The 23,368-nt window shown below is 72.2% G+C and carries 19 protein-coding genes and 2 pseudogenes; 8 read left to right on the plus strand and 13 right to left on the minus strand.

All coding sequences use genetic code 11. The annotated features are described in order from the left end of the window. Both ACH4TL_RS44945 and ACH4TL_RS44950 read right to left on the minus strand, forming a co-directional pair. On the minus strand, positions 1-558 hold the full coding sequence (locus tag ACH4TL_RS44945) for a (2Fe-2S)-binding protein (protein ID WP_398331452.1): 558 nt from the start codon (positions 556-558) through the stop codon (positions 1-3). Continuing rightward, the gene (locus tag ACH4TL_RS44950; protein WP_398331455.1) at positions 549-1,439 is read right to left on the minus strand and encodes an FAD binding domain-containing protein; all 891 of its coding nucleotides are present in this window, start codon (positions 1,437-1,439) and stop codon (positions 549-551) included. The genes ACH4TL_RS44945 and ACH4TL_RS44950 overlap by 10 nt, the downstream gene beginning before the upstream one ends. Before the next feature lie 205 nt (positions 1,440-1,644). Here ACH4TL_RS44950 and ACH4TL_RS44955 point away from each other — a divergent pair, with 205 nt between their 5' ends. Both ACH4TL_RS44955 and ACH4TL_RS44960 read left to right on the plus strand, forming a co-directional pair. Next, the gene (locus tag ACH4TL_RS44955; protein ID WP_398331494.1) at positions 1,645-3,354 is read left to right on the plus strand and encodes a PucR family transcriptional regulator; all 1,710 of its coding nucleotides are present in this window, start codon (positions 1,645-1,647) and stop codon (positions 3,352-3,354) included. A gap of 78 nt (positions 3,355-3,432) precedes the next feature. Further along, positions 3,433-4,314 (plus strand): hypothetical protein, encoded by an 882-nt coding sequence (locus ACH4TL_RS44960; protein ID WP_398331458.1) that lies wholly within the window; start codon positions 3,433-3,435, stop codon positions 4,312-4,314. Between the two features lie 323 nt (positions 4,315-4,637). Here the strand turns inward: ACH4TL_RS44960 and ACH4TL_RS44965 are convergent, their stop codons facing one another. Further along, positions 4,638-5,357: a GntR family transcriptional regulator gene (locus ACH4TL_RS44965; protein ID WP_398331497.1), complete on the minus strand. Its 720-nt coding sequence runs from the start codon at positions 5,355-5,357 to the stop codon at positions 4,638-4,640. 470 nt (positions 5,358-5,827) lie between these two features. Between ACH4TL_RS44965 and ACH4TL_RS44970 the strand changes: the two genes are divergently transcribed. Further along, positions 5,828-7,075, plus strand: coding sequence for a DUF2637 domain-containing protein (locus ACH4TL_RS44970; protein WP_398331461.1), 1,248 nt, complete (start codon positions 5,828-5,830; stop codon positions 7,073-7,075). Between the two features lie 18 nt (positions 7,076-7,093). Here ACH4TL_RS44970 and ACH4TL_RS44975 read toward each other — a convergent pair whose 3' ends face one another. Next, on the minus strand, positions 7,094-7,519 hold the full coding sequence (locus tag ACH4TL_RS44975; protein WP_398331464.1) for an ATP-binding protein: 426 nt from the start codon (positions 7,517-7,519) through the stop codon (positions 7,094-7,096). 203 nt (positions 7,520-7,722) lie between these two features. Here ACH4TL_RS44975 and ACH4TL_RS44980 point away from each other — a divergent pair, with 203 nt between their 5' ends. After that, positions 7,723-10,872, plus strand: a complete 3,150-nt coding sequence (locus tag ACH4TL_RS44980; RefSeq protein ID WP_398331467.1) for an alpha-mannosidase — start codon at positions 7,723-7,725, stop codon at positions 10,870-10,872. Positions 10,873-10,932: 60 nt separating this feature from the next. Here the strand turns inward: ACH4TL_RS44980 and ACH4TL_RS44985 are convergent, their stop codons facing one another. Then, positions 10,933-11,565: a TetR/AcrR family transcriptional regulator gene (locus tag ACH4TL_RS44985; protein WP_398331470.1), complete on the minus strand. Its 633-nt coding sequence runs from the start codon at positions 11,563-11,565 to the stop codon at positions 10,933-10,935. A gap of 73 nt (positions 11,566-11,638) precedes the next feature. Between ACH4TL_RS44985 and ACH4TL_RS44990 the strand changes: the two genes are divergently transcribed. Both ACH4TL_RS44990 and ACH4TL_RS44995 read left to right on the plus strand, forming a co-directional pair. Continuing rightward, positions 11,639-12,421, plus strand: a complete 783-nt coding sequence (locus ACH4TL_RS44990) for an ABC transporter ATP-binding protein (protein ID WP_398331473.1) — start codon at positions 11,639-11,641, stop codon at positions 12,419-12,421. A gap of 19 nt (positions 12,422-12,440) precedes the next feature. Then, positions 12,441-13,199 carry an ABC transporter permease gene (locus ACH4TL_RS44995; RefSeq protein WP_398331476.1) on the plus strand — a complete coding sequence of 253 codons (759 nt, stop codon included), beginning with the start codon at positions 12,441-12,443 and terminating at the stop codon, positions 13,197-13,199. Positions 13,200-13,375: 176 nt separating this feature from the next. Here ACH4TL_RS44995 and ACH4TL_RS45000 read toward each other — a convergent pair whose 3' ends face one another. Next, positions 13,376-13,990 carry a TetR/AcrR family transcriptional regulator gene (locus tag ACH4TL_RS45000; RefSeq protein ID WP_018093608.1) on the minus strand — a complete coding sequence of 205 codons (615 nt, stop codon included), beginning with the start codon at positions 13,988-13,990 and terminating at the stop codon, positions 13,376-13,378. Further along, positions 13,990-14,838 (minus strand): oxidoreductase, encoded by an 849-nt coding sequence (locus ACH4TL_RS45005; protein WP_398331479.1) that lies wholly within the window; start codon positions 14,836-14,838, stop codon positions 13,990-13,992. Before ACH4TL_RS45005 ends, ACH4TL_RS45000 begins: the two co-directional genes overlap by 1 nt. Before the next feature lie 346 nt (positions 14,839-15,184). Here ACH4TL_RS45005 and ACH4TL_RS45010 point away from each other — a divergent pair. Beyond that, positions 15,185-15,382: pseudogene (locus ACH4TL_RS45010) on the plus strand (IS5/IS1182 family transposase); the annotation flags it as partial. Positions 15,383-15,414: 32 nt separating this feature from the next. Here the strand turns inward: ACH4TL_RS45010 and ACH4TL_RS45015 are convergent. Next, entirely contained in the window at positions 15,415-15,963 is a 549-nt protein-coding gene (locus tag ACH4TL_RS45015) for a DUF1062 domain-containing protein (protein ID WP_398331500.1), read from the minus strand. Positions 15,964-16,229: 266 nt separating this feature from the next. Here ACH4TL_RS45015 and ACH4TL_RS45020 point away from each other — a divergent pair, with 266 nt between their 5' ends. Beyond that, positions 16,230-17,333 (plus strand): alpha/beta fold hydrolase, encoded by a 1,104-nt coding sequence (locus tag ACH4TL_RS45020; protein WP_398331482.1) that lies wholly within the window; start codon positions 16,230-16,232, stop codon positions 17,331-17,333. A 13-nt stretch (positions 17,334-17,346) separates the two neighbouring features. Here the strand turns inward: ACH4TL_RS45020 and ACH4TL_RS45025 are convergent, their stop codons facing one another. From ACH4TL_RS45025 to ACH4TL_RS45045, 5 genes and pseudogenes are all read right to left on the minus strand, one after another. Next, on the minus strand, positions 17,347-19,089 hold the full coding sequence (locus ACH4TL_RS45025) for a pyruvate dehydrogenase (RefSeq protein WP_398331485.1): 1,743 nt from the start codon (positions 19,087-19,089) through the stop codon (positions 17,347-17,349). An 82-nt stretch (positions 19,090-19,171) separates the two neighbouring features. Next, positions 19,172-20,575: a protein phosphatase 2C domain-containing protein gene (locus tag ACH4TL_RS45030; protein WP_398331488.1), complete on the minus strand. Its 1,404-nt coding sequence runs from the start codon at positions 20,573-20,575 to the stop codon at positions 19,172-19,174. A 493-nt stretch (positions 20,576-21,068) separates the two neighbouring features. Next, positions 21,069-21,401 (minus strand): transposase, encoded by a 333-nt coding sequence (locus ACH4TL_RS45035; RefSeq protein WP_398331503.1) that lies wholly within the window; start codon positions 21,399-21,401, stop codon positions 21,069-21,071. Positions 21,402-21,546: 145 nt separating this feature from the next. Then, positions 21,547-21,852 (minus strand): annotated as a pseudogene (locus tag ACH4TL_RS45040) (transposase); the annotation flags it as partial. After that, the coding region (locus ACH4TL_RS45045; RefSeq protein WP_398331491.1) for a thioesterase domain-containing protein at positions 21,812-23,368 on the minus strand (1,557 nt) is incomplete at its 5' end. The pseudogene ACH4TL_RS45040 and the gene ACH4TL_RS45045, both read right to left, overlap by 41 nt.

Below are 23,368 nucleotides of genomic sequence, written 5' to 3' on the forward strand. Positions count from 1 at the left end.
TCAGCTCGCCTCCCCTTCGGCCGCGGCGGCGGTGCGGGCGGCGGCGAGGCGCACCGCGTCGAGGATCTTCTCGTAGCCGGTGCAGCGGCACAGGTTGCCGGACAGCGCCTCGCGGATGTCGGCGTCGGACGGGTCGGGGTGCCGTTCCAGCAGCTCGTCGGCGGCGACCAGCAGGCCCGGGGTGCAGAAGCCGCACTGCACGGCGCCCGCGTCGATGAACGCCTGCTGGACGGGGGCCAGCGCGCTTCCCCCGGCGCCCGCCTCGCCCCCCGTACGGCCTCCGGCACCTGCCTCGTCCCTCGTACGGCCCTCCGCGTACCGCGGAAGCCCCTCGACGGTCACCACCTCGCGGCCCTCGGCCTGCCCGGCGGCCACCAGGCACGCGCACACCGGCACGCCGTCGAGCCGGACCGTGCACGATCCGCATTCGCCCTGCTCACAGGCGTTCTTCGAGCCCGGAAGGCCGAGCCGCTCACGCAGTACGTACAGCAGCGACTCGCCCTCCCAGACGTCGTCGGCCTGCTGCGGCCGTCCGTTGACGGTCATGTTCACGCGCATGCCGCGGCCCTCCCTTCACCTTCGCGGTACGCCTGCCAGGTCCAGCCGAGGGTGCGGCGCGCCATGACGGTCACCGCGTGGCGGCGGTAGGCGGCGCTGCCGCGTACGTCGTCGATGGGGTCGCACGCGCCCGCGCACAGCTGGGCGAACTCCCGGGCGACCGCGGGCGGAATCGTTTCGCCGCTGTCCCAGAAGGCGCCCTCGGCGAGCGCCGCGGTCAGGAAGTCCTCCGCCGCCCGGGCCCGCACCGGCGTGGGCGCGGCGGAGCCGACGCCGGTCCGTACGGTGCGGGTGCGCGGATGCAGCGCGACGGCGAACGCGCACACCGCGATGACCATGGCGTTGCGGGTGCCGACCTTGGAGAACTGCTGCGGCCCGTCGGCCCGCTCGATGTGGACGGCCCTGATCAGCTCGTCCGGCGCCAGCGCGTTGCGCTTCACCCCGGTGTAGAACTCCTCGACCGGGATCATCCGGGTGCCGCGCAGCGAGGCCACCTCCACCTCGGCCCCGGCCGCCAGCAGCGCCGGATGCGCGTCCCCGGCGGGCGAGGCCGCGCCGAGGTTGCCGCCAACGGTGCCGCGGTTGCGGATCTGCGGCGAGCCGACGGTGCGCGAGGCGAGCGCGAGGGCGGGCAGCTCGGTGCCCAGCCGGTCGATGATCGAGGTGTACGGAACCCCGGCGCCCAGCCGCACCGTCCTCCCGCCGGTCTCCCATTCACCCAGTTCGCCGATGCGGGTCAGATCCAGCAGCCGTTCGGGCCGCCGGTGATCGAAGTTGATCTCGACCATCACATCGGTGCCGCCCGCGATGGGTACGGCGTCGGGGTGCTCGGCCTTCGCGGCGAGCGCCTCCGGCCAGTCGGCGGGGCGCAGGAAGTCCATGGGCCTCTCTTCTCACCAGTCCTCAGGAACTCGTGCACGCGGCTCCCAGTCCAGTAGAACCCCGTCGCCGCCCCCGGTGCAGTCACCGAAGGCATGAAGCAATTGGCTGGCCAGCGCGCCGGTCTTGTAGATTCGAACGAACGACGGGGAGCGGAAACCTCGCGGTATTCGACCGGTGACAAAGACGAGATCGGCTGGCACCCCCATGCGGCTGCGCGCACTGCTGGAAACCGATGCCCTGGGCCTGCGTCTGCTCGGCGGCGAGGACGAGCTGGACCGCACCGTACGCGGCGTGATGACCACCGATCTGCGCGATCCGAGCCGCTATCTGTCGGGCGGCGAACTGGTGCTGACGGGGCTGGCCTGGCGGCGGGAGCCGGACGACTCCGAGCGCTTCGTCCGCATCCTGGCGGCCGCCGGTGTGGCCGGGCTCGCGGCGGGCGAGGCGGAGCTGGGCCCCGTACCTGAGGATCTGGTGCTGGCGTGCGCGCGGCACCGGCTGCCGCTGTTCTCCGTGGTCGAGGACGTGGCGTTCGCGTCGATCACCGAGCATGTCGTACGCCAGGTCTCCGGCGAACGGGCCGGTGACCTGGCCGCCGTGGTGGACCGGCACCGGCGGCTGATGGCCCCGGGGGCCGCGGGCGGCGGCCCCGAGGTGGTGCTCGACCTGCTCGGCTCGGACCTCGACCTGGCCGCCTGGGTACTCTCCCCCACCGGCCGCCCGATCGCGGGCCCGACCGGCGCGGGGGCCGCGGAGCTGCCGCGGCCGGTGCGCACCCAGCTGGCCGGTGAGCAGCTGGCCGCCCGGCGCGCCGGGCGGCGCGGCCCGCACCGGCTGACCGCCGCGGACGGCGTGACGTACTCCCTCTTCCCCATCCGCGGCGGTACGGGCGGCGGCCTCGGGGAGACCGGCGGCGCTCCCGCGACCCCGCTCGCCGACTGGCTGCTGGCCGTCGCCGCGGACGCCGGGGACTGGCCGGACGAGCGGCTGGACCTGCTGTACGGGGTCACCCAGCTGATCGCCGTCGAGCGCGACCGGCGGGACGAGGCCGGTGCGGTGCGGCGGCAGCTCGCCCAGGAGGTGCTGGAGCTGGTCCAGGCGGGCGCGCCGTCAGCCGAGGTCGCGGCCCGGCTGCGGGTGGCGGCCCCGGTGCTGCTGCCGGGGCTCGGCAGCGGCGCGGCGCCGCACTGGCAGGTGGTGGTGGCCCGGCTGGAGGGGACACCCGGCGACGGGGACGGAGCGGGGGACGGCCCGGCCGCCCAGGCGCTGCTGGAAGAGATCCTGTTCGACCCGCGCTCGGCCGGGGCAGGGCCCTCGGACCGGATCGCCGTGGCCCACACCGGGGACGAGGCGGTGGCGCTCCTCCCGCTGCCCGCGCCCGCCGACGACGGCTCCGCCGAGGCGGCGGGCCACGGGACGGGACTGCACGCGGACGCCCTGCTCACGGCCGTCCGCGAACCGCTCGCCCGCGGGCTGGGCGACGACGCCCGGCTGACCCTGGGCGTCAGCGCCCCCGTGGCGTCCGCGGAATCGCTGCGCGGCGCGCTGGAGGAGGCCCGGCACGCCCGCCGGGTGGCCGCCGCCCGGCCGGGCGGGGTCAGCGCGGCCGGGCACCAGGAGCTGGCCTCGCACGTACTGCTGCTCCCCTTCGTCCCGGACGACGTACGCCGCGCCTTCACCGCCCGGCTGCTGGACCCGCTGCGCGCGTACGACCGCCGCCACCGGGCCGAGCTGATCCCGACCCTGGAGGCGTTCCTGGAGTGCGACGGCTCCTGGACGCGGTGCGCGGCGCGGCTGCATCTGCACGTCAACACGCTGCGCTACCGGGTCGGCCGGATCGAGCAGCTGACCGGGCGCGATCTGGCCCGGCTGGAGGACAAGCTCGACTTCTTCCTCGCCCTGCGCATGAGCTGAGCCCGAGCCGAAATCACCACTCTCGCCGGTGGTTTGTGAATTCATTCACACCAACCTCTTGGCCGGGCGCGCGCTTCCATGTTGAGATTCGGCAACGGCTTCCGGCTCGATGGCGCGCTTGGGGAGGGCAATGTGGCGGACACCGCCATGTCACCACCTGGATCATCGAACTTCGATCCCGACCCAGGGACCGGACGGGCGGGCGACCCGCTCGACCCGCTCGACACGGCGGTGTGGCGGCTGCGCTCCCGCGCGTGCTGGAAGGACGCCGCCGAGCTGCTCGCCCCGCACGCCGCGGACGACCCGGCCGCGGCCCTCAAGCGCAGCGCCATCCTGATCGAGCGGTGCATGTACACCTCCCGGGGCTGGGACGCGGCGGACGACGCGCTGCGCGCGGCGGAGGCCCTGGCGCTCACCGACGACGAGCGGGGCGCCACCGCGTGCGAGCGCGGCTATCTCGCGTACGCCTCCACCCTGCTCGGGAACCGCGACCGCGCCGACGAGGCGCGCACCGCGCTCGGCCGGGCCGCCGCGCTGCTCGGGCCCGGCTCGGCCGCGCGCCCGCTGCTGGACTTCCGCCGCGGGCTGATCTCCCAGCACCTCGCCCACAACCCCACCGGCGCCCAGGCCGCGTACCAGCGCGCCCACGCGGGCGCCGCCGCGCACGGTGACACGCTGCTGCGCTCGTTCACGTGGCGCCACTTGGCCGGGATGGCCGAGGAGGAGGGCAATCTCGCCGAGGCCCGCCGCGGGTTCGCCGAATCCCTGCGGATCCGGGAGGAGCTGGGCTACCTGGTCGGTATCGCCCCGGCGCTGGCCTCTCTGGCGGACGTCGAGGAGGAGGCGGAGGCGCGGCGGCTGCGGACGGAGGCGGGGCGCTTGGTGCGGCTGCTGGGCGGTGTCCCGGTCTGGCTGGCCGAGCAATTAGCCCACCACCCGTACGCCGACGACTCGCCCTGACGGCACGCGTCGCGGTCAGGGGCGGTGCCCCCTGGGGTTTCGCGATCGGGTGCGGCCCGGTGGCCGGGTTGTGCCCACCCGTCCCTCCCCCAGCTACCGCTGGGAGGTGCCCCCTCGCGGGACGATTGCCCACAACCTGGGGCACATCCAGTCCCTCCGGGCAGCACCACCCACCCCCTCCGGGCGTACCACCCAGCCCCTCCGGCGATTGAGGAGCGGGGGCCGGGGCTGGCCCCGGGTTCGAGGAGGGGCGGGGTGGGGGAAAGCCCACCGGCCCGCACCGGGCAGCGAAACCCCGGGGGGCACCCCCCTGACGGCCGGGCTCAGGCGCCTGACGTGAAGTGTTCGCGGACCAGGGACTCCACCACGTCCAGATCCCGCGCGGCAAGCGCGTCCAGCAGCGCCATGTGCTCGGCCGCATCGGCGACCAGATCCGCCGTGCGCACGGCCCGCCCGCAGGCCAGCGGCCACTGCGCACGCCGGTGCAGCTCATCCGCGACCACGACCAGCTGCCGGTTCCCGGCCAGGCTCAGCACCGACTGGTGGAACGTACGGTCCGACTCCAGGTACGCCGCGCGGTCACCCTTCGCCGCGGCCGCCGCCGTCGCCTCAGCGAAGGGCCGCAGCCGCGCCCAGCGCTCGGGCGGGACCGCCCGGGCCAGGCTGAGCATCACCGGGACCTCCAGCAGCGCGCGGACCTCGGCCAGCTCGGCCAGCTCGCGCGCGCTGCGCCGGGCCACCCGGAAGCCGCGGTTCGGCACGACCTCGACGGCGCCCTCGCCCGCGAGCTGCTGCATGGCCTCGCGTACGGGCGTGGGCGAGACGCCGAAACGGTCGGCGAGGGCCGGGGCGGAGTACACCTCGCCCGGGGTCAGCTCACCCCCGACCAGCGCGTCCCGCAGGGCGTCCAGGATCTGCCCGCGCACCGAGTGGCGGCGCGGTGACCTGCGCGCTCCGGGCACGCCTGAGGCGTCCCGCGGCTCCGTCGCCGCCTCGGCTCTGGCCTGCTCCACTCGGGTCCTCCTGACATCCCATCGAACGATATGCGGATGCCGCCCGAGGACAAAGCCCACGGACACCGGTCTTCCCGGGCGGACGGGGCGGACCTCGTACGAACCCCCGGAACCGCAACGTCTTCGCAACGTCCCGGCATGACCCTGACCACACTCCCGCCACTCCCGCCCCGAGGGAGCGATGCCTTTCGGCCACGGCTGCGGGGCTCGCGAAGCGCCCATGAGCGGACAGGGGCGGGAAAAGATCACCCACAGGTTCGGACGGCCGACGGCAAGCCGACGGATCGGATTTACCCGCGCTCGGGTTCCGTGAATAGAATCAAGCCGCTTGCAACGAGCGAGCGTTCGAACCGTATCGCACCTATCCGCGTGTCCCCCCGCCCACTTGGCGGTCTCTTGTCCGGAAACCGCTTGGGGCCCGGCAGATTTCCGCCAGGATGTCGCGCGAGTAGGGCCGTACTGCGGCCAGAACTTCACGGAAGCGAGGCAAGGGGCACCGGATGAGACTGACCGACATATCGCTGGGCTGGGCCCTGCCAGTCGTCATAGCGCTCGTCGGAGTCGTGGCGGCGGGAGTTGTCCTCGCGCGCGGCCGTAACGGGAAGAAGGACGAGAACGGGATCACCGACTCCTGGGAGCGCAGCGAGGAGCGCCGGCGGCGCAAGGAGGCCGTCTACGGGATGGCCTCGTACGTCCTGCTGTTCTGCTGCGCCGCGGTCGCGGCCGCGCTCTCCTTCCACGGCTTGGTGGGCTTCGGCCAGCAGAACCTGAACCTCTCGGGCGGCTGGGAGTACCTGGTGCCGTTCGGGCTGGACGGCGCCGCGATGTTCTGCTCGGTGCTCGCGGTGCGCGAGGCCAGCCACGGTGACGCGGCGCTCGGCTCGCGGCTGCTGGTGTGGCTGTTCGCGGGCGCGGCCGCCTGGTTCAACTGGGTGCACGCGCCGCGCGGCATGGGCCACGACGGCGCCCCGCAGTTCTTCGCGGGCATGTCGCTGTCGGCCGCCGTCCTCTTCGACCGGGCCCTCAAGCAGACCCGCCGGGCGGCGCTGCGCGAGCAGGGCCTGGTGCCCCGCCCGCTGCCGCAGATCCGTATCGTCCGCTGGCTGCGGGCGCCCCGCGAGACGTTCGGCGCCTGGTCGCTGATGCTGCTGGAGAACGTGCGGACGCTGGACGAGGCGGTCGAGGAGGTCCGCGAGGACCGGCGCGAGAAGGAGCAGAACCGCACCCGCCGCCGCGACCAGGAGAAGCTGGACAAGGCCAGGATCCGGGCGCTCAACCGGCAGCACCGGGCGTGGGGCCGGGGCGGCGGCCGCCAGGTCGACATCACCCCCGCCGCACAGCCGCCGCAACTCGGCGCGGACCCCGCGATGGAGGAGAACGCGCTGGGAAAAGCCGAGGCGGCCGAGCTGTCAGCGCCCTCAGCTCGGCCCGCCTTGCAGTCCGCGGACGCGGCTGAGGCCGACCGCCGCGACGAATACGCCCGCCAGCGGGAGCGGGAGTGGCGTCGTGACCTGGATTTCAGCTTCGGCTTCGGTGACTCCGACGCCGCCGAAGCCGACCGGGACAAGGCCAAGGACCAGTACGCCAAGGACAGCAAGGACGACAGGGACAGCAAGGACTCCAGCGACGCGAAGGACGCGGACAAGGCCAGGACCGTCGACCTCACCGCCGAGGACGACACCCTGACCATTCCGCGGCTGGACTCCCTGGAGGAGAAGCTCGCGGAGATCGAGCGGCAGTTCGGCTGAGCGACGTGGCCGGTGGCGTCAGCCGCCGTCCGCCTCCAGCTCGAACCAGACCGCCTTGCCCACGCCGTGGGCTCGTACGCCCCACGCGTCCGCGAGCGTGTGCACCAGCAGCAGGCCCCTCCCGGAGGTGCTGTCCTCCGGGAGGCGGCCGCGCAGCGTCGGGTGCCGGGACGCGAAGTCCCGCACCTCGACCCGTAATCGGCCCGCCACCGGCCCGAAGGCCCCGCCGCTCAAGGTGGCCGTGAACCGCGCGCCCTGCCCGGTGTGCACCAGCGCGTTCGTCACCAGCTCGCTCGTCAGCAGCTCGGCGAGGTCGGCCCGCCCCGGCCCGCCCCAGTGCCGCAGCATCTCGCGCAGTGCGGCGCGGACGTCCGCCACCGCCGCGTAGTCGTCATGCCTCAGTCGCTTGGTGAGGACCCGGCCCCGCTCCCCGTCGATGGCCACCGCCCCAGAGTCCGGCCGGTTGGTCGCCCGGCCCCGCCGTACAGGCTGACGCTTCATCCTCCCCCGCCCCGGCCGCTCCCGGCGCGGCCGCGTCGAATGTGGTCGAACATGCTCACGGAATGCATTCCCGTCTGTTGCCGTGCCACACACCGGGGGAAAGCATCTGAATGATCCGCTGAGCGCCGAGCCCGAGGAGCCGTGAGATGCACGACGACCGACTGTTGGTGGAGGGGCGCCTGGAGCGGGCGCTGCACCAGTTCATCCGGCCCGCCCAGTACCCGGCGCGCGTTCCCCTCTCCCTCTACGCCTGGCGCGCCCCCGGCGAGCCGGTCCCGGTCGCCGACGCGCTCGCCGGGACGTACGAGCCGTTCACGACCGGTACGGAGTGGGGCGAGCCGTGGTCGACCTGGTGGTTCCGGCTGGAGGGCGCGGTGCCCGCGGAGTGGGCGGGGCGCCGGGTGGAGGTGGTCATCGACCCCGGATTCACCGACGACGGTCCGGGCTTCCAGGCCGAGGGGCTGGTGTACGACGCCCACGGCATGCCGATCAAGGGCATCCACCCCCGTAACCGCCACATCCCCGTCGCGGCCCCGGCCGCCGGGGGCGAGCCCGTACGGCTGCTGCTGGAGGCGGCCGCCAATCCGTCCGTGCTGCGCGACGGGTTCGCCCCGACCCCGCTCGGCGACGTCCTCACCGCCGGGGACCGGCCGCTGTACCGGTTCGCCTCCGCCGATGTGGCCGTGCTCGACGAGGACGTGTGGCATCTGGTGCTGGACATCGAGGTGTTGTCCGAGCTGATGCGCGAGCTGCCCGCTGACCGGCCGCGCCGCCACGAGATCCTGCGCGCCCTGGAGAACGCGCTCGACGCGCTCGACCTGCACGACGTGCCCGCCACCGCGGCCGCCGCCCGCGCCGAGCTGACCGAGGTGCTGAGCCGTCCCGCGCACGCCAGCGCGCACCGCGTCTCGGCGGCCGGGCACGCCCACATCGACTCGGCGTGGCTGTGGCCGCTGCGCGAGACCGTGCGCAAGGCGTCCCGTACGTTCGCCAACGTCACCGCGCTCGCGGAGGAGTACCCGGAGCTGGTGTTCGCGTGCTCGCAGGCGCAGCAGTACGCGTGGGTCAAGGAGAACCAGCCGCACATCTGGGAGCGCATCAAGAAGGCGGTCGCGGACGGCACCTGGGCGCCGGTCGGCTCGATGTGGGTCGAGTCGGACGCCAACATGCCCGGCGGCGAGGCGCTGGCCCGGCAGATCGTGCACGGCAAGCGGTTCTTCCTGGAGGAGCTGGGGGTGGACACCGAGGAGATCTGGCTGCCGGACTCCTTCGGCTACACCGCGGCCTTCCCGCAACTGGCCAAGCTGGCGGGGGTGAGGTGGTTCCTCACCCAGAAGCTGTCGTGGAACCAGTCCAACAAGATGCCGCACCACACCTTCTGGTGGGAGGGCATCGACGGCACCCGCGTCTTCACCCACTTCCCGCCGGTGGACACCTACAACGCCCAGTTCAGCGCGGCGGAACTCGCCCACGCCGAGAAGAACTTCGCCGACAAGGGCCTCGCCACCCGCTCCCTGGTCCCCTTCGGCTTCGGCGACGGCGGGGGCGGCCCGACCCGGGAGATGCTGGAGAAGGCGCGCCGGCTGGGCTCCCTGGAGGGCTCGCCGCGCGTCGAGATCCACAAGCCGTCGGTGTTCTTCGCGGGGGCCGAGCGGGAGTACGGGGCCAAGGCGCCGGTGTGGTCGGGCGAGCTGTATCTGGAGCTGCACCGGGCCACGTACACCACCCAGGCCGCCACCAAACAGGGCAACCGGCGCAGCGAACACCTGCTGCGGGAGGCCGAGTTGTGGGCCACCGCCGCCGCGATCCACGCGCCCGGGTACGCCTATCCGTACGACGACCTGGACCGGATCTGGAAGACGGTGCTGCTGCACCAGTTCCACGACATCCTGCCGGGCTCCTCGATCGCCTGGGTGCACCGCGAGGCGCGCGAGACGTACGCGCGGGTGCGCGCCGAGCTGGAGGGCATCGTCGCGGACGCGGTGGCGGCGCTGGGCGACAGCGGCCCGGGCGGCCCCGGCGGCCCGGCGGTGCTCAACGCCGCGCCGTACGAGCGCGAGGAGGTCGCCGTGCTCGACGCCGACACGGCGGCGGCCCTGCCCACCGACGCCCCGGTGCAGCCGCTGGGCGACGGGCGCGCGGCCGCCGGGGTCCGGGTGAGCGCGCTGGGCACGGCGGCCGTCGCCGGTACGACGTGGAGCGCGCCGCCGGTGACCTCGCTGAGCGACGGCCACGCCATCGTCCTCGACAACGATCGCCTGCGGGTCACCATCGACGGCGACGGGCTGCTCACCTCCGTCCTCGACCTGACGGCGGGCCGCGAGGCGCTGGCCCCGGGCGCGCGCGGCAACCTCCTCCAGCTCCACCCCGACCACCCCAACCACTGGGACGCCTGGGACATCGACCGCCACTACCGCCGCACCCACACCGACCTCACCGCCGCCGAGTCCGTCGAGCTGACCGAGTCCGGTCCGCTGCGCGCGACCGTCCGCGTCGTGCGGGCCTTCGGCGCCTCGCGCCTCGTACAGGAGCTGACCCTGGCCGCGGGCAGCGGACGCCTCGACGTCGCGACCGAGGTGGACTGGCAGGAGTCGGAGAAGGTCCTCAAGGCGGCGTTCCCGCTGGACGTCCACGCCCGGGAGTCCACGGCGGAGATCCAGTTCGGGCACGTGGACCGCCCCACGCACACCAACACCAGCTGGGACGCGGCCCGGTTCGAGATCTGCGCCCACCGCTGGCTGCGGGTCGCCGAACCGGGCTACGGGGCCGCGCTGCTCAACGACTCGACGTACGGCCACGATGTGACCCGTACGGCGCACGAGGGGACCGACGGCGAGGTGCTGGGCACCACCGTGCGGCTGACGCTGCTGCGCGCCCCGCACAGCCCCGACCCCGAGACGGACCTCGGCACCCACCGATTCCGCTACGCGCTGCTGCCAGGCGCGAGCGTCGGCGACGCGGTCGAGGGCGGCCTCGCCCTGAACCTGCCGCTGCGCACCCTCCCCACGGGCCCGACCGGACCCGCGCCGCTGCTCTCGGTGGACAACCCGGCCATCACGGTGGAGTCCGTCAAGCTCGCCGAGGACCGCAGCGGCGATGTGGTGGTGCGGCTGTACGAGTCGCACGGCGGCCGCGCGGCGGGCACGCTCGTCGCCGGTTTCCCGGTCCTCTCGGCGGACGTCACCGATCTGCTGGAGCGGCCGCTGCACCCGGCCGCCACCGGCCCGGCCGGGCTGAGCCTGGCGCTGCGGCCGCACCAGATCCTCACCCTGCGGCTGCGGCCGGTGCCCGCCTGAAGCCGTGCGGGGCGCCCGGCGGTCCCCCGTACCGCCGGGCGCCCCGCTTTCAGGCGGCGCTCACCGTGTGGCGTACGCGCCCAAGGGCTCGCCGAGCACGCCCTGATACGCGTCCAGCAGCCCGACCACGGCCGCGGCGATCGCCTCCGGCCGCTCCCCCGCCTCGGTGCGCCTGCCGATCTCGGCGAAGACCAGCGAGTGGAACGCCCCGAGCTGGGTGGCCACGACGCGCGGCAGCGGGTCGTCCGGCCCGGCGCCGGTCTCCTCGGCCAGCACGGCGGCCAGCGCGTCGGTCATCTCCCGGCCGAGGTCCTCCAGCCGGGCGGTGAGCGTGGGCGCGGCGCGCATCATCGCGAAGACCCGGCCGAAGCCCTCGGTCAGCCCGAGCGAGCGGTCCCGCCGCTCCACCTCCTCCCGCAGCCGCGCCAGCACCGCACCGGCCGCCGATACGCCGGGTCCGCGGTCCCGCACGATGTCGGCGAGCCGCTGAGCTGACGCCTCGTCCGGCGGCAGGACCAGGTCCTCCTTCGCCTCGAAGTAGTTGTAGAGGGTGTTGACCGCCACCTCCGCCGCGGCCGCGACCTCGGCGATCGTGACGTGGTCGAAGCCCCGCTCCACGAACAGATCGATCGCGACCCGGCTGATGCGCTGCCGTGTCTCCCGCTTCTTGCGCTCCCGTAGCCCTTCTGCCATGCCCTGAAGTCTAACGCCACTGCAAATTTATAGCGCATTGCAGTTTTGCAATCCACTGTGCTTTTATCGGCCCATGCCCACACCAGTCATCCAGACCCAGGGCCTCGCCCGGACGTTCCGGCTCCCGGCGGGCCCGGTGCACGCCGTCCGCGGCATCGACCTGACCGTCGACCGCGGCGAGATCCTCGGCTTCCTCGGCCCCAACGGAGCGGGCAAGACCACGACCCTGCGCATGCTCACCACCCTCCTGCCGCCCAGCGGGGGCGAGGCCACGGTCGCCGGGCACGATCTGCGGGGCGACGCCGCGGGCGTGCGCCGCAGGATCGGCTACGTGGCCCAGTCCGGCGGCCTGGACGCCGCCTGCGCCGTACGCGAGGAACTGGTCACCCAGGGCCGGCTGCACCGGCTGTCCAAGAGCGAGGCCCGCGAGCGCGCCGACGAACTCGCGCGGGACCTCGGCCTCACGGCCCTGCTGGACCGCCCCACCGGCGCGCTCTCCGGCGGCCAGCGCCGCCGGGTGGAGATCGCGCTCGGCCTGATCAACCGGCCCGAGGTGGTCTTCCTCGACGAGCCGACCACCGGCCTCGACCCCGGCAGCCGCGCCGAACTGTGGGACCTGGTCCGGCGCATCCGCGCCGAGCACGGCACGACCGTCTTCCTGACCACCCACTACCTCGACGAGGCCGACGCGCTCGCCGACCGGATCGTGGTCGTGGACTCCGGCGCGATCGTCGCCGAGGGCACCCCGGCCGACCTCAAGGCCCGCCACGCGGGCGATCCCGCCGCCAGCCTCCAGGACGCCTTCCTCGCCATCACCGGCCGCTCCGCGACGCCCGACGAACCCGTAGCCGTCTGACACCACGTAAGGCAATCCGATGACCCTGCTCGCCGACACCGGCGTCGTCTTCACCCGCTACCTGCGGGCCACCCTCCGCTCCAAGACCAACCTCTTCTTCGGCATGCTCCAACCGCTGCTGTTCCTGGCCCTCTTCGGACCGCTACTGACCGAACTCAGCCTGGGGACGAGCGGTTCGTCCTGGCAGACCCTGGTCCCCGGCGTCCTCGTCCAACTCGCCCTGCTAGGCGGCTCGTACGTAGGACTTGGCCTCCTCATGGACCGCAACCTCGGCGTGATCGACCGGATGCGGGTCACCCCGGTGAGCCCGCTGGCCCTCCTCCTCGGCCGGGTCCTGCGCGACGTCGTCCAACTGGTCGCCCAGTCGGTGCTGCTCGTCCTCCTCGGCCTGGCCTTCGGGCTGCGCGCGCCGCTCGCCGGAATCCTGCTCGGCCTGCTGTTCGTGGCCGTGCTCTCGGCCGCCCTGTCCGCCCTCTCCTACGGGCTGGCGATGAACGTCAGGACCGCACCCGAGTTCGCCGCCATCGCCAACACGGCGGGCATGCCGCTGATGCTGCTGTCCGGCCTCCTCCTGCCGATGTCCCTCGCCCCGGCCTGGCTCGACGGCGCCTCGCGCGCCGTGCCGTTCCGCTACACGGTCGACGCCGTACGCCAGGTCTACCTGGGCCACTACACGACCGGCCCCGTCGCCCTCGGCGCCACCGTCACCCTGGCCCTGGCCGCCCTGTGCCTCTTCACCGGCGCCCGCCTGTTCCCCCGCCCGGGCTCCCAGCTTTGATCTTCGACATGTGCATGCCGTGGAGGTGCGACGATGGTGCCCTGACCGGATGCGCGGATGAGCACGACGCCTTCGGCCATGACGGTCACGGTGCCGGGCGTGGCGCGCCGTCCGGATGGTGATCCGGACGGCGGCCACGGGGTTCGGTTTCGCGCCTGACCGTCACGCCATGTCCGTCAGGTGGTCAGACCGGCGCTGGTCAGCCAGATGTGTTCGCAGGTCGCGGATGCCCCTTGCAGCGTCTCGCGGGACTCTTGTGAGGCGTGGTAGAAGGTCCGCTCGATCATCCAGCACAGGGCGCGTGCCATCGCTGAGGCTTGTTCTGGTTCGGTGCCGGCCTGGATGCCGGCCCGTTCCAGGACGGCGGTGATGGCCGTGATGAACAAGTCCGCTGTATGGCTCCACAGCTCGCCGATCTCCGGCACGGTCAACGACAGGTCGATCGCCGTGCGCATGACCAGGCCGTGCTCGTTCCACAGCTCTACCGTGCGCTGCATGGCTTCTGCGATGGCCTGGCGGGGCTCGTCGGTCTGCGCGGTGGTCCGGGACCGCTCCCACAGATGCTCGACGGTACGCGCCACGAGTGCCACAACTACTTCTTGCTTGGAGCCGAAGTAGAAGTACAGGGCACCGCGTGTGATGCCGGCGCCCTGGGCGATGTCGCCGACGGTCATGGCGTTGTAGCCCTTGTGCGCGAGCAGGGCTTCGCAGGTGTCCAGGATGGCCCGTTCCCGCAGATCGCCCTTGCGTTCGGTGCTGCGTCGGCTCCGCGCGGGGTGGTGGCTGGGCATCAGAGCTGAGCGCCCTCGTCGAAGTCGGTCGTGCGGGAGAGCGTCTCCCATGCGCGGATGTCCTCGTCCACGGCAGTGCGCGCAGTGGTGACCAGCCGCAGCGCGTCCGAGCCCAGGACGAGGTGGGCCGGCGGCTGGTCGACCGAGGCGATGTGCACGACGGCTTCTCCGGCCTTGGCCGGGTTGCCGAGCTGGTTCCCGCTTGCCTTCTGCCGCGCTTCACGGATGGGATCGAACAGCTCGTCGTAGTCGTCGATGGTCCGCGCGGCGCGCGTCATGGACCGTCCGGCCCAGTCGGTGCGGAAGGAGCCGGGCTCGATCGCCGTCACGTGGATCCCGAACTGCGCGACCTCCTTGCCCAGCGCCTCGAGGATGCCTTCCAGGGCGAACTTGCTGCCGCAGTAGGCGGACATGCCGGGCACGGCCATGAGCCCGCCCATGGAGGTGACGGCCATCAGGTGTCCGCGGCGGCGTCGGCGCATGTGGGGCAGTGCTGCCTGCAGGGTGGCCACTGCCCCGAATACGTTGATCTCGAATTGCCGCCGCACCTCGGCCAGCGAGGTCTCCTCGAAGGTGCCCTCCAGGCCGTAGCCGGCGTTGGCGATGACGACATCCAAGGGACCGACGCCTCGCTCCACCTCCGTGATCACATCCGGGACGGCGTGGTCGTCCGTCACGTCCAGGATGCGGCCGTGAGCGTAACCGGGCTTAAGCCCCTCGAAGGCCCGCAGGTCCTCCTCGGAGCGGACCGTGCCGACAACGGTGTGACCGCCAGCCAGGGCGGCCTGGGCGAAGGCGCGTCCCAGGCCCGTGCTGACGCCGGTGATGAGCCAGTTCTGCCTCTGCATTGCTCCTCCAGGAAGGTCTCGCGGGGAGCAGGACTGCTCCCCGCCCAGAAAGTCTACACAGTGCATATTTTTATCTTCGCCACGTTGATTCTGGGTTGCTCAACGGCATCACGCCTGGCCGGGGGAGATCCGGCCGCACCGAGACCGGGGCCCGCCGGCGCAGGCCGCTGTGCGCACTGGCTGGTGAGCTGCGGTGCCGTCCCGCGAAGTCACTCCGGCCATCACCATCACCGTCCACATCCGGCAGGTCGTGGCCTGGCATGGTCTGGCGTCGCGGATCATCACCAGGATGCCGAGTTGCGGTGGCTGATGGACGCATCGGTGGGTCCTGCCAGCGGAGACGGGCGGGGTGTCGAAGTCGGCCGCTGGCCGCATCATCGACCACCTCGGGCCATTACTCGCTCTCCAGGCCCGTAAGCGGTTCCGCGACGGCACCGTGTTGATCGCGGACGGCACCTTGGACCCCACCCGCGATCACACCGTCGCCGAGCAGTCGAAAAACGACCGCTACTCGACCAACCACCAGGTGGCCTGTCCGGCGGACCTTGCCGGACAGGCCCCGGTCCTGGGGAGGGCTCAGCGCTTGAGCGTGAAGGTGAAGTCGTCGGAGAGCTTGCCGCTCAGCCGGACTGCCGAAACGAGTTTGCCCTCCGTGATCAGTCTCTCGACCTCGGCCCGCGAAAGAGCGCACCCTTCAGCGATCAGTCGCACCGGCCGGACAGGGATACGCGCCACGAAGCGGACCGAAACGTCGATCACCTCCTGGTACAGGTGATCCGATCCGCCGGTGTCGAGGCGCCAGGCGTTGTCCCAGTCGAGGGCGATGCGATTGCGCCGCCGCACGGCCGGATCCTGGAGCAGCTGAGCTGCCAGGCCAGGGTCGTTGTCATGCAGCCGGTCCAGCAGTTCAGGTCGTACGGAGCGCACGTTCATCCGCTCCAGGACCGTGAGCTTCACGGTATCCCCGCACGCGGTACAGAGCGCGAGGAGCCAGGCGTCGATGAGCTTGTGGTTCGCGTTGACGCGGAATTTACCGCTTGCCCGGAGGCGTTCGGACGCGCACGCGTGGCAGCGGCGGAGGACGAGCGGCAGGCAGGTGGGCACGACCGCCCAGGTGTTGAGCAGCACAGAAGTACACCGGTTTCAGTGAGAAGTCCGCAGCAAAAAGCAGCGCGGCGCGCATGCGCGACGCGCAACCGATCAGCGCTCGGGAGGTCTCACAGGGTGTACAACGGCACGTCCTTGGCCAGACGACTTGGTTCGGCAGCACGGTAATGGCGCCCAGCGGCGCCGCTCCACTGGTTTTCGCACGCCTCCCCTGCGTGAGGAGTCTTTTCGCACGGGACGGGTAAGGAGGCGTTCGTCCCACCGCATACGGCCAGGAGAGATACGTGCCCAGACCGCTTGTCACCGGTATCGTCGCCACCGCCACCGCGACCCTCCTGCTCACCGGCTCCGGGGCCGTGAGTGGCAGCGCCGTCGCCACGTCGCCGCGAGAGCCCCGCGCCACCGATGTTCACCGGGTGCGCATTCAGGACGAGTTCGACTCGCTCGGGCCCGAGGTGCGGGCGATGAAGCTGGATTCGGGGCGCACCGCGCACTACATCGACGAGGGTCCCCGGGACGGGAAGCCGGTGCTGTACATCGGGGGCACGGGGACCAGCGCGCGGGCGGCTCACATGACGGACTTTCTGCGCAGCACGCGGCAGTCCCTGGGGCTGCGGCTGATATCGGTCGAGCGCAATGGCTTCGGGGACACGGAGTTCGACAAGGGCCTGGGGAAGGCCGACTTCGTGAAGGACGCGCTTCAGGCGCTGGACCGCGTCGGGGTGCGCAAGGTCAGCGTAATCGCCATTTCGGGTGGCGGGCCCTACGCCGCCGAGCTGGCTTCCCGGGCGCCGGACCGTGTGCAGTCGCTGCATCTGGCCGCAGCGTTGCCACCGTACGGGGCCAAGCCGTCGTACTGCTCGATGTCCGACGAGGAGCTGGGCGAGTCGCTGGAGAAGCAGATCGCGGATCCGCGCATCTGGTGGGCGCTTCCGGAGGACAGCCCGACCAAGCGGGTGCCCGGGTTCGCCGACACCGCGTACGAGGACGGCGCCCGCACCTACAACCAGCGCGGGCAGAAGGCCGACCCCGGGCCGCAGGTGCACGAGCAGAAGCTGTACTGCGAGCGGCCCGGGCCGGATCTGTCGAAGCTGACGGCGCCCGTCATCGTCTACAGCGGGAAGAAGGACACGACCGTGCCGCCGAGCGCGGTCGGGACCTGGAAGGACCATCTGCCCGGCGATCCGGTCGTGCGCGGCTATGCCGACTCGGGGCATGACGTGCAGTACCGGCACTGGGACCAGATCCTCGTCGACCTGGCCGGGTATCAGGACCGCACCGTCGTCTGCTACCGGGGCCACAGCGCGATGCCACCCGCCGAGGTCGCCGATCCGCTGGTGGAGAAGGGGCGGGCCACGCTCGGCAGCTGTGCCTGGCAGACCCGCTGATCAGATGTAAGGGTCAGGGACGGGGCACGTTGCGCAGGTTGGAGCGGGCCATCTGGACCATCCTGCCGACGCCGCCGTCCAGCACCATCTTGCTGGCCGACAGGGCGAACCCGGTCACCATCTCGGCCCTGATCTTCGGCGGGATGGACAGCGCGTTGGGGTCGGTGACGATGTCGACCAGTGCCGGGCCCTTGTGGTGCAGGGCGGTGCGCAGCGCGGCACGGAGGTGCTTGGGCTTCTCGACGCGCTCGGCGTAGGCCCCGGCGGCGCGGGCGAGTTGGGCGAAGTTGGGGTTGCGGTTGCCGGTGCCGTACGCGGGCAGGCCCGAGACCAGCATCTCCAGTTCGACCATGCCGAGGGAGGAGTTGTTGAAGAGGATGACCTTCACCGGCAGGTCGTACTGGACGAGGGTGAGGAAGTCGCCCATCAGCATGGTGAATCCGCCGTCGCCGGACATCGAGATGACCTGGCGGCGGCGGTCGAGGAACTGGGCGCCGATCGCCTGCGGCAGCGCGTTGGCCATCGAGCCGTGGGTGAACGAACCGATCACCCGGCGACGGCCGTTGGGGGTGAGGTAGCGGGCCGCCCATACGTTGCACATCCCGGTATCAACGGTGAAGACCGCGTCGGCGGCGGCCTCCTCGTCCAGGACCGAGGCCACGTACTCCGGGTGGATCGGGATGTGCCTGTCCACCTTGCGGGTGTACGCCTTGACCACGCCCTCCAGCGCCTCCGCGTGCTTCTTCAGCATCCGGTCCAGGAACCGGCGGTCGGTCTTGGGGCGCACCTTCGGGGTCAGACAGCGCAACGTCTCGCGGACATCGCCCCAGACGGCCAGGTCGAGCTTGGAGCGGCGGCCCAGGTGCTCGGGGCGGACGTCGACCTGGACGGTGGGGACGTCGTCGGGGAGGAAGGCGTTGTAGGGGAAGTCGGTGCCCAGGAGGATCAGCAGGTCGCATTCGTTGGTGGCCTCGTAGGCCGCGCCGTAGCCGAGCAGTCCGCTCATGCCGACGTCGTACGGGTTGTCGTACTGGATGTGCTCCTTGCCGCGCAACGCGTGCCCCACCGGCGCCTTCACCCGCTCGGCGAAGGCCATCACCTCCTCGTGCGCTCCGGCGGTGCCGCTGCCGCAGAAGAGCGTCACCCGGTCAGCCGCGTCGACCATGCGGGCGAGTGCGTCGATCTCCTCGTCCCCGGGGCGCACGGTGGGGCGTGAGGTCACCAGCGCGTGCTCCTCGGCGCGCTCGGGCGCCGGGCGGGCCGCGATGTCGCCGGGGAGCGCGACGACGCTGACGCCGCGGCGGCCGACGGCGTGCTGGATCGCGGTCTGGAGCACCCGCGGCATCTGCTGGGGGCTGGAGATCAGCTCGCTGTAGTGGCTGCACTCGCGGAACAGCCGGTCGGGGTGGGTCTCCTGGAAGTAGCCGGTGCCGATCTCGCTGCTGGGGATGTGCGAGGCGAGGGCGAGGACCGGGGCCATGGAGCGGTGGGCGTCGTACAGCCCGTTGATCAGGTGCAGATTGCCGGGGCCGCAGGAGCCGGCGCAGGCGGCGAGCGTGCCCGTGAGCTGGGCCTCGGCGCCCGCGGCGAACGCGGCGGTCTCCTCGTGCCGCACCTGGATCCAGTCGATGGCGGAGTTGCGGCGGATCGCGTCCACGACGGGGTTGAGGCTGTCGCCGACCACCCCGTACAGCCGCCGCACCCCGGCGCGGGCCAGGATGTCCACGAATTGCTCGGCCACGGTCTGCTTGCCCATCGCGGCGCCTTTCGTCCCTGCGGTCGCTGTCGCCCCGGGTTCCATCAACCCATGGACGGGGCGCTCACGCCTCCCAGGGATCTCACGCCTCCCAGACGGCCGCCGCCGTACGGTCGTCGGCGTACCCCTTCACCCCCACCTGGGCGTCGGCGAGGAACCCGGCGAGCCCCGGCGGTTCGGTCGCCGCCCAGCGTTCCGCCAAGTGGGCGGCGAGCGCGCGCTCGGCGCGCAGCGGCTCGGCGAGGCCCGTGCCGCACAGCAGCAGGGTGTCACCCGGACGGGCGACGGAGGCGCGGAAGCGGAACGGGCCGACGGCGGGTGGGGTGTCGTCGCGCGGGGCGGCTTCCCAGTCGGCGGGCAGCGCGGGAGAGGTCGGCTCCGGGGCTGGTGGTTCGGGGGCGGCCGCTTCGGGGATGGACGGGCGCCCGGCGCCGAAGCCGAGCACGGGCCCGCCGACGGTGTCGTTATCCCCGGCGCCCGGTTCCAGGTCCTGCCAGGCGCCGTCGCGCAGCCGGAACAGCCCGCCGTCGCCCGCCCCGAAGAACACCCGCACCCGGCACTCCGGGTGGGCGGGCAGCAGCAGACAGCGCACCGGGGCGGTGTACGCGGCCGGTTCGACGCCGAGTTCGGCGGCGCGGGTGCGCAACCGCCCGTAGCCGCGGTCGGTGAGCCGGTGCAGCCCGGACTTGAGCGCGCCGCGCCGGGCGGCCCGGATGTCCTCCGCGAGCCGTGCGTGGCTGCGGCCGACGGCCGTACCGATCCAGTCGCACAGCTCCCGCGCCGCGTCCGCCGACGCCACGGCCGCGCCGCCCGCCACGGCCACCAGGACCAGGGCGCCGTCCCCGGTCCCGAACCGGGCCGTGAGCAGCGCGTCCCGCCGCGGCTCGCCACGCGACCGCGCCGCGTCGCCGCGCAGCGATACGGCCCGCAGCGTGAACGTCCCGTAGCGCGCCCCGTCCAGCACGGTGTCCGGCACCGTGTCGCCGAGCTCTTCGGGGTCGGCGACGGGCAGGGTGGTCGGCTCGGCCTCGTAGACGGGCGGCTCACTCCCGACGAACCGCGCCGCGACGGCCCGCCAGGGCCGGGACGGGCTCGTGGTTTCGGGGGCTGAGGGTGGCACTGCTGGGCCGGAGGCGCCCATGGAAGGCGATGCCGCGCCGGGACCGCCTTCAGGACGCGACGCGGAGCCGGGGCCGTCGCCGCCCTCGGAAGGCCGCCGCCCCTGCGGGCCGCCTCCCGCGCCGCCGTCCGGCCCCGGCGCGGCACCGCCCGGCTCACTCTCCGGCGCGCCCCAGGGCGCCCCCGCGGCGGGCCTCTGGTCCCCACCCGCCGGCCGTCTGCTGCCGAGCGTGCGGGACGCGGAGTCGAAGCGCTCGTCCACCGAGTCGGCAGCGGCGGCGGGCCCCGCGTCGGCCCGCGCGGGGTCGTACAACTCGCCCCACCAGTCGTTTTCGTGACGGCGTCGGTCGTCCCCCTGCTGGCTCATCCCCATATTGTCCACAGGGGAGCTTCACGGGAACACCACGCGACGGCCTCCCCCGCTCCCGGACCCGCCCGGCCCCCTACCCCCGGTACGTCTCCAGCAACCGCCGTTAGGTACAGACCTAGACGCCCGCACGATCAACCTCAACGAGCAGCCTGGAGATGAGTGCAGGTCTGCGGTCTGCCGGCCAGCTCCTTTGTCCAGCCCGCTCACCTACCCGTCAGCACCTCCCCGGTCAATGCGTCGCAACGACCTGAATCCGACCACGGGCGCGGGATCGACACCGTCTGAGCTGGGGTGTCATCGCGGGTCGCACCAAACACACCGGTTAAGCTGCAACCTGTCGCTGGGGCGATCATCTAAGGGCATCCCTCATGGGTCCCTACGACTCTAGCTTCCGGGATGTAACTCGCCGAGAAGGTCGGTCGTCGGCAAGAAGACGGTGGGACGGCCGCCGGCCACCCGGATATAGGGGCGGCCGGACTGTCACCCGCCGTCACAGGCTCAGCATCACACACTGGTGCAGAAGCGGTTCGAGACACAATTGAGCGCTGTCACGGGCCGCCGTGGACAGCCGTCTGCGGCGGTCGTCGATGCCCACGACATCGACCCAGCTCTTCACCACGCTCGGGTTGTCGGCGGCCACCTTGTCCAGCAGCGCGATCCCGACGGTGTTGTCGTGCATGCTCGCGGCGATCACGATCACGGCGATGAGCAGACCGAGAACATCGGTGGCGCTGCCGCGCTTGCGACCCCGGCTCTTCGTGCCCGGATCCAGGCCGGTCGTCTCCTTGGGCGTGAGCGAGGCGTGCACGGTCTGGGAGTCCATCACGACCGCGGACGGGTCCTCGCGTCGGCCCTTCGACTCGCGGACCTGCCAGCGCAGCAGATCGTGGATGGTCTGGTCGGTGCCGTCGTCGCGCCCAGAGCCCGAAGTAGTAGTACACCGCGGTGTACGGCGAGAAGTCGTGCGGCAAATAGCGCCACTGACAGCCCACCCGGGCCTGGTACAGGACCGCGTTGACGATTTCCCGCATCCCGGACCGGCCCTCATGGCCGCTGACCGAGCGGTGCTGCCCCTTCCAGGCCGTGATGACCGGCCGGATCAACTCCCACGCCTCGTCCGACAGATCACTCGGGTACGGCTGCCGCCCAGCCACGCCTCCAGCACACCTCAGAAGCCGTCCGCACCCCCCCCCAAACCGGACAACTGGCCACGACGACTCGCAGAACACCCACTCAGCGCTCCAACCATCGGATCGCCGCGTCCCAGGCCGCACTCAGCGCCTCCGGCTGGGCCAGCTCGTGGTGCTGGCACGGCAGGGTGGCCTGTACCACCTCCCCGGTGAGGTACGGCTCCCACCTGGCCCCGAGCGGCGCCCCCTCCGGCTTGTCCAGCAGCGCCGCCACGTGGATCAAGTCGCCCTGGAACGTACCGGGAACGTGCGTGGTCGCGATGGCGACGTTGTTGGATCGCACGCCCTGGGCCACTGCGAGCTCCTTGTCTGAGAGGTCGATCCCAAAGCGCTCGGCGACCCGCAGGACAGCGTCCGTCCAGTCAACATCATCGGGCTGCTCGGGCTGATCAACACCCTGCTCCAGCCTGACCGACGGATAGGCGTCGAGCACGACCAGCGCGGCGACCTCCTCACCAGCCTCCTGCAGTTGCACCGCCATCTCGTGCGCGACGACACCTCCCAGGGACCAGCCCAGCAAGTGGTACGGACCCGACTCCTGCACCCTGCGGATCTGCGCCACGTAGTCTGCGGCCATCTCCTTGACGGAGTCGGGCAGCGCACCCTCCTCGCTCAGACCGCGTGCCTGAAGGCCGTACAGCGGCCATTCCTCGGGCATGATCCCGGTCAGTGGCGCATAGCACCAGCTGAGGCCACCGGCAGGGTGCATCGCGAAGAATGGTGCCCGGGCGCCATTCGCTCGAAGCGGAAGCAGCACCTTGAGCCCGTCGACGCCCGACGGCCGGCTCAGGCCGCGAACGAGGGACTCGGCCGTTGGGGTCTCGAAGAGGTTCCGGATCTCCAGAGCGATTCCGAGCGTCGTGCGCAGGCGCTCGACGAGTGTCACCGCCAGGAGTGAGTGTCCGCCGAGGTTGAAGAAGTTGTCGTCGATGCCGACCCGTTCCAGGCCGAGGACCTCGGCGAAGACCTCACACACCAGCCGCTCGTCCGCCGTCCGCGGCGCCCGATAGGACACCTCCACGGCAGCGGTGTGGTCCGGAGCCGGCAGCACCCGCCGGTCCAGCTTGCCGTTCACCGTCAACGGCAACGCATCCAGCACAACGATCGCGGACGGCACCATGTACTCCGGCAACACCGCCCCCAGACCGGCCCTGACCTCCGACGTGTCGACGCCGGTGCCATCCGTGCCGTCGGTGCCGGCACTCGGCACGACGTAGCCGACGATCCGCTTGTCCCCGGGAACGTCCTCACGGACCATCACGGCGGCCTGAGCGATACCCGGCTGGTCGAGCAGCGCGGCCTCGATCTCCCCCAGCTCTATCCGGTAACCGCGGACCTTCACCTGATCGTCGGTGCGGCCCAGATACTCCAGCGTCCCGTCCCTACGCCACAGCGCCAGGTCACCGGTACGGTACATCCGCTCACCCGGGCCCCCGAACGGACACGCCACAAACCGCTCCGCCGTCAACCCCGGACGGTTCAAATACCCCCGCGCCAACTGCACACCCGCGACGTACATCTCCCCGGGCACACCCACCGGAACCGGCCGCAGGTGTGCGTCGAGGACATACACCCGCAGCCCGGGGATACCCTCACCGAT

The organism is Streptomyces sp. NPDC021115 (assembly GCF_044333065.1).
In the GTDB taxonomy this organism is placed as follows: Bacteria; Actinomycetota; Actinomycetes; order Streptomycetales; family Streptomycetaceae; genus Streptomyces.

Coding starts and splice junctions, on each gene's coding strand:
- ACH4TL_RS44945 (WP_398331452.1), bottom strand. CDS start 558: ATGCGCGTGAACATGACCGTCAACGGACGGCCGCAGCAGGCCGACGAC.
- ACH4TL_RS44950 (WP_398331455.1), bottom strand. CDS start 1,439: ATGGACTTCCTGCGCCCCGCCGACTGGCCGGAGGCGCTCGCCGCGAAG.
- ACH4TL_RS44955 (WP_398331494.1), top strand. CDS start 1,645: ATGCGGCTGCGCGCACTGCTGGAAACCGATGCCCTGGGCCTGCGTCTG.
- ACH4TL_RS44960 (WP_398331458.1), top strand. CDS start 3,433: ATGTTGAGATTCGGCAACGGCTTCCGGCTCGATGGCGCGCTTGGGGAG.
- ACH4TL_RS44970 (WP_398331461.1), top strand. CDS start 5,828: ATGAGACTGACCGACATATCGCTGGGCTGGGCCCTGCCAGTCGTCATA.
- ACH4TL_RS44980 (WP_398331467.1), top strand. CDS start 7,723: ATGCACGACGACCGACTGTTGGTGGAGGGGCGCCTGGAGCGGGCGCTG.
- ACH4TL_RS44985 (WP_398331470.1), bottom strand. CDS start 11,565: ATGGCAGAAGGGCTACGGGAGCGCAAGAAGCGGGAGACACGGCAGCGC.
- ACH4TL_RS44990 (WP_398331473.1), top strand. CDS start 11,639: ATGCCCACACCAGTCATCCAGACCCAGGGCCTCGCCCGGACGTTCCGG.
- ACH4TL_RS44995 (WP_398331476.1), top strand. CDS start 12,441: ATGACCCTGCTCGCCGACACCGGCGTCGTCTTCACCCGCTACCTGCGG.
- ACH4TL_RS45000 (WP_018093608.1), bottom strand. CDS start 13,990: ATGCCCAGCCACCACCCCGCGCGGAGCCGACGCAGCACCGAACGCAAG.
- ACH4TL_RS45005 (WP_398331479.1), bottom strand. CDS start 14,838: ATGCAGAGGCAGAACTGGCTCATCACCGGCGTCAGCACGGGCCTGGGA.
- ACH4TL_RS45025 (WP_398331485.1), bottom strand. CDS start 19,089: ATGGGCAAGCAGACCGTGGCCGAGCAATTCGTGGACATCCTGGCCCGC.
- ACH4TL_RS45030 (WP_398331488.1), bottom strand. CDS start 20,575: ATGAGCCAGCAGGGGGACGACCGACGCCGTCACGAAAACGACTGGTGG.
- ACH4TL_RS45035 (WP_398331503.1), bottom strand. CDS start 21,401: ATGGACTCCCAGACCGTGCACGCCTCGCTCACGCCCAAGGAGACGACC.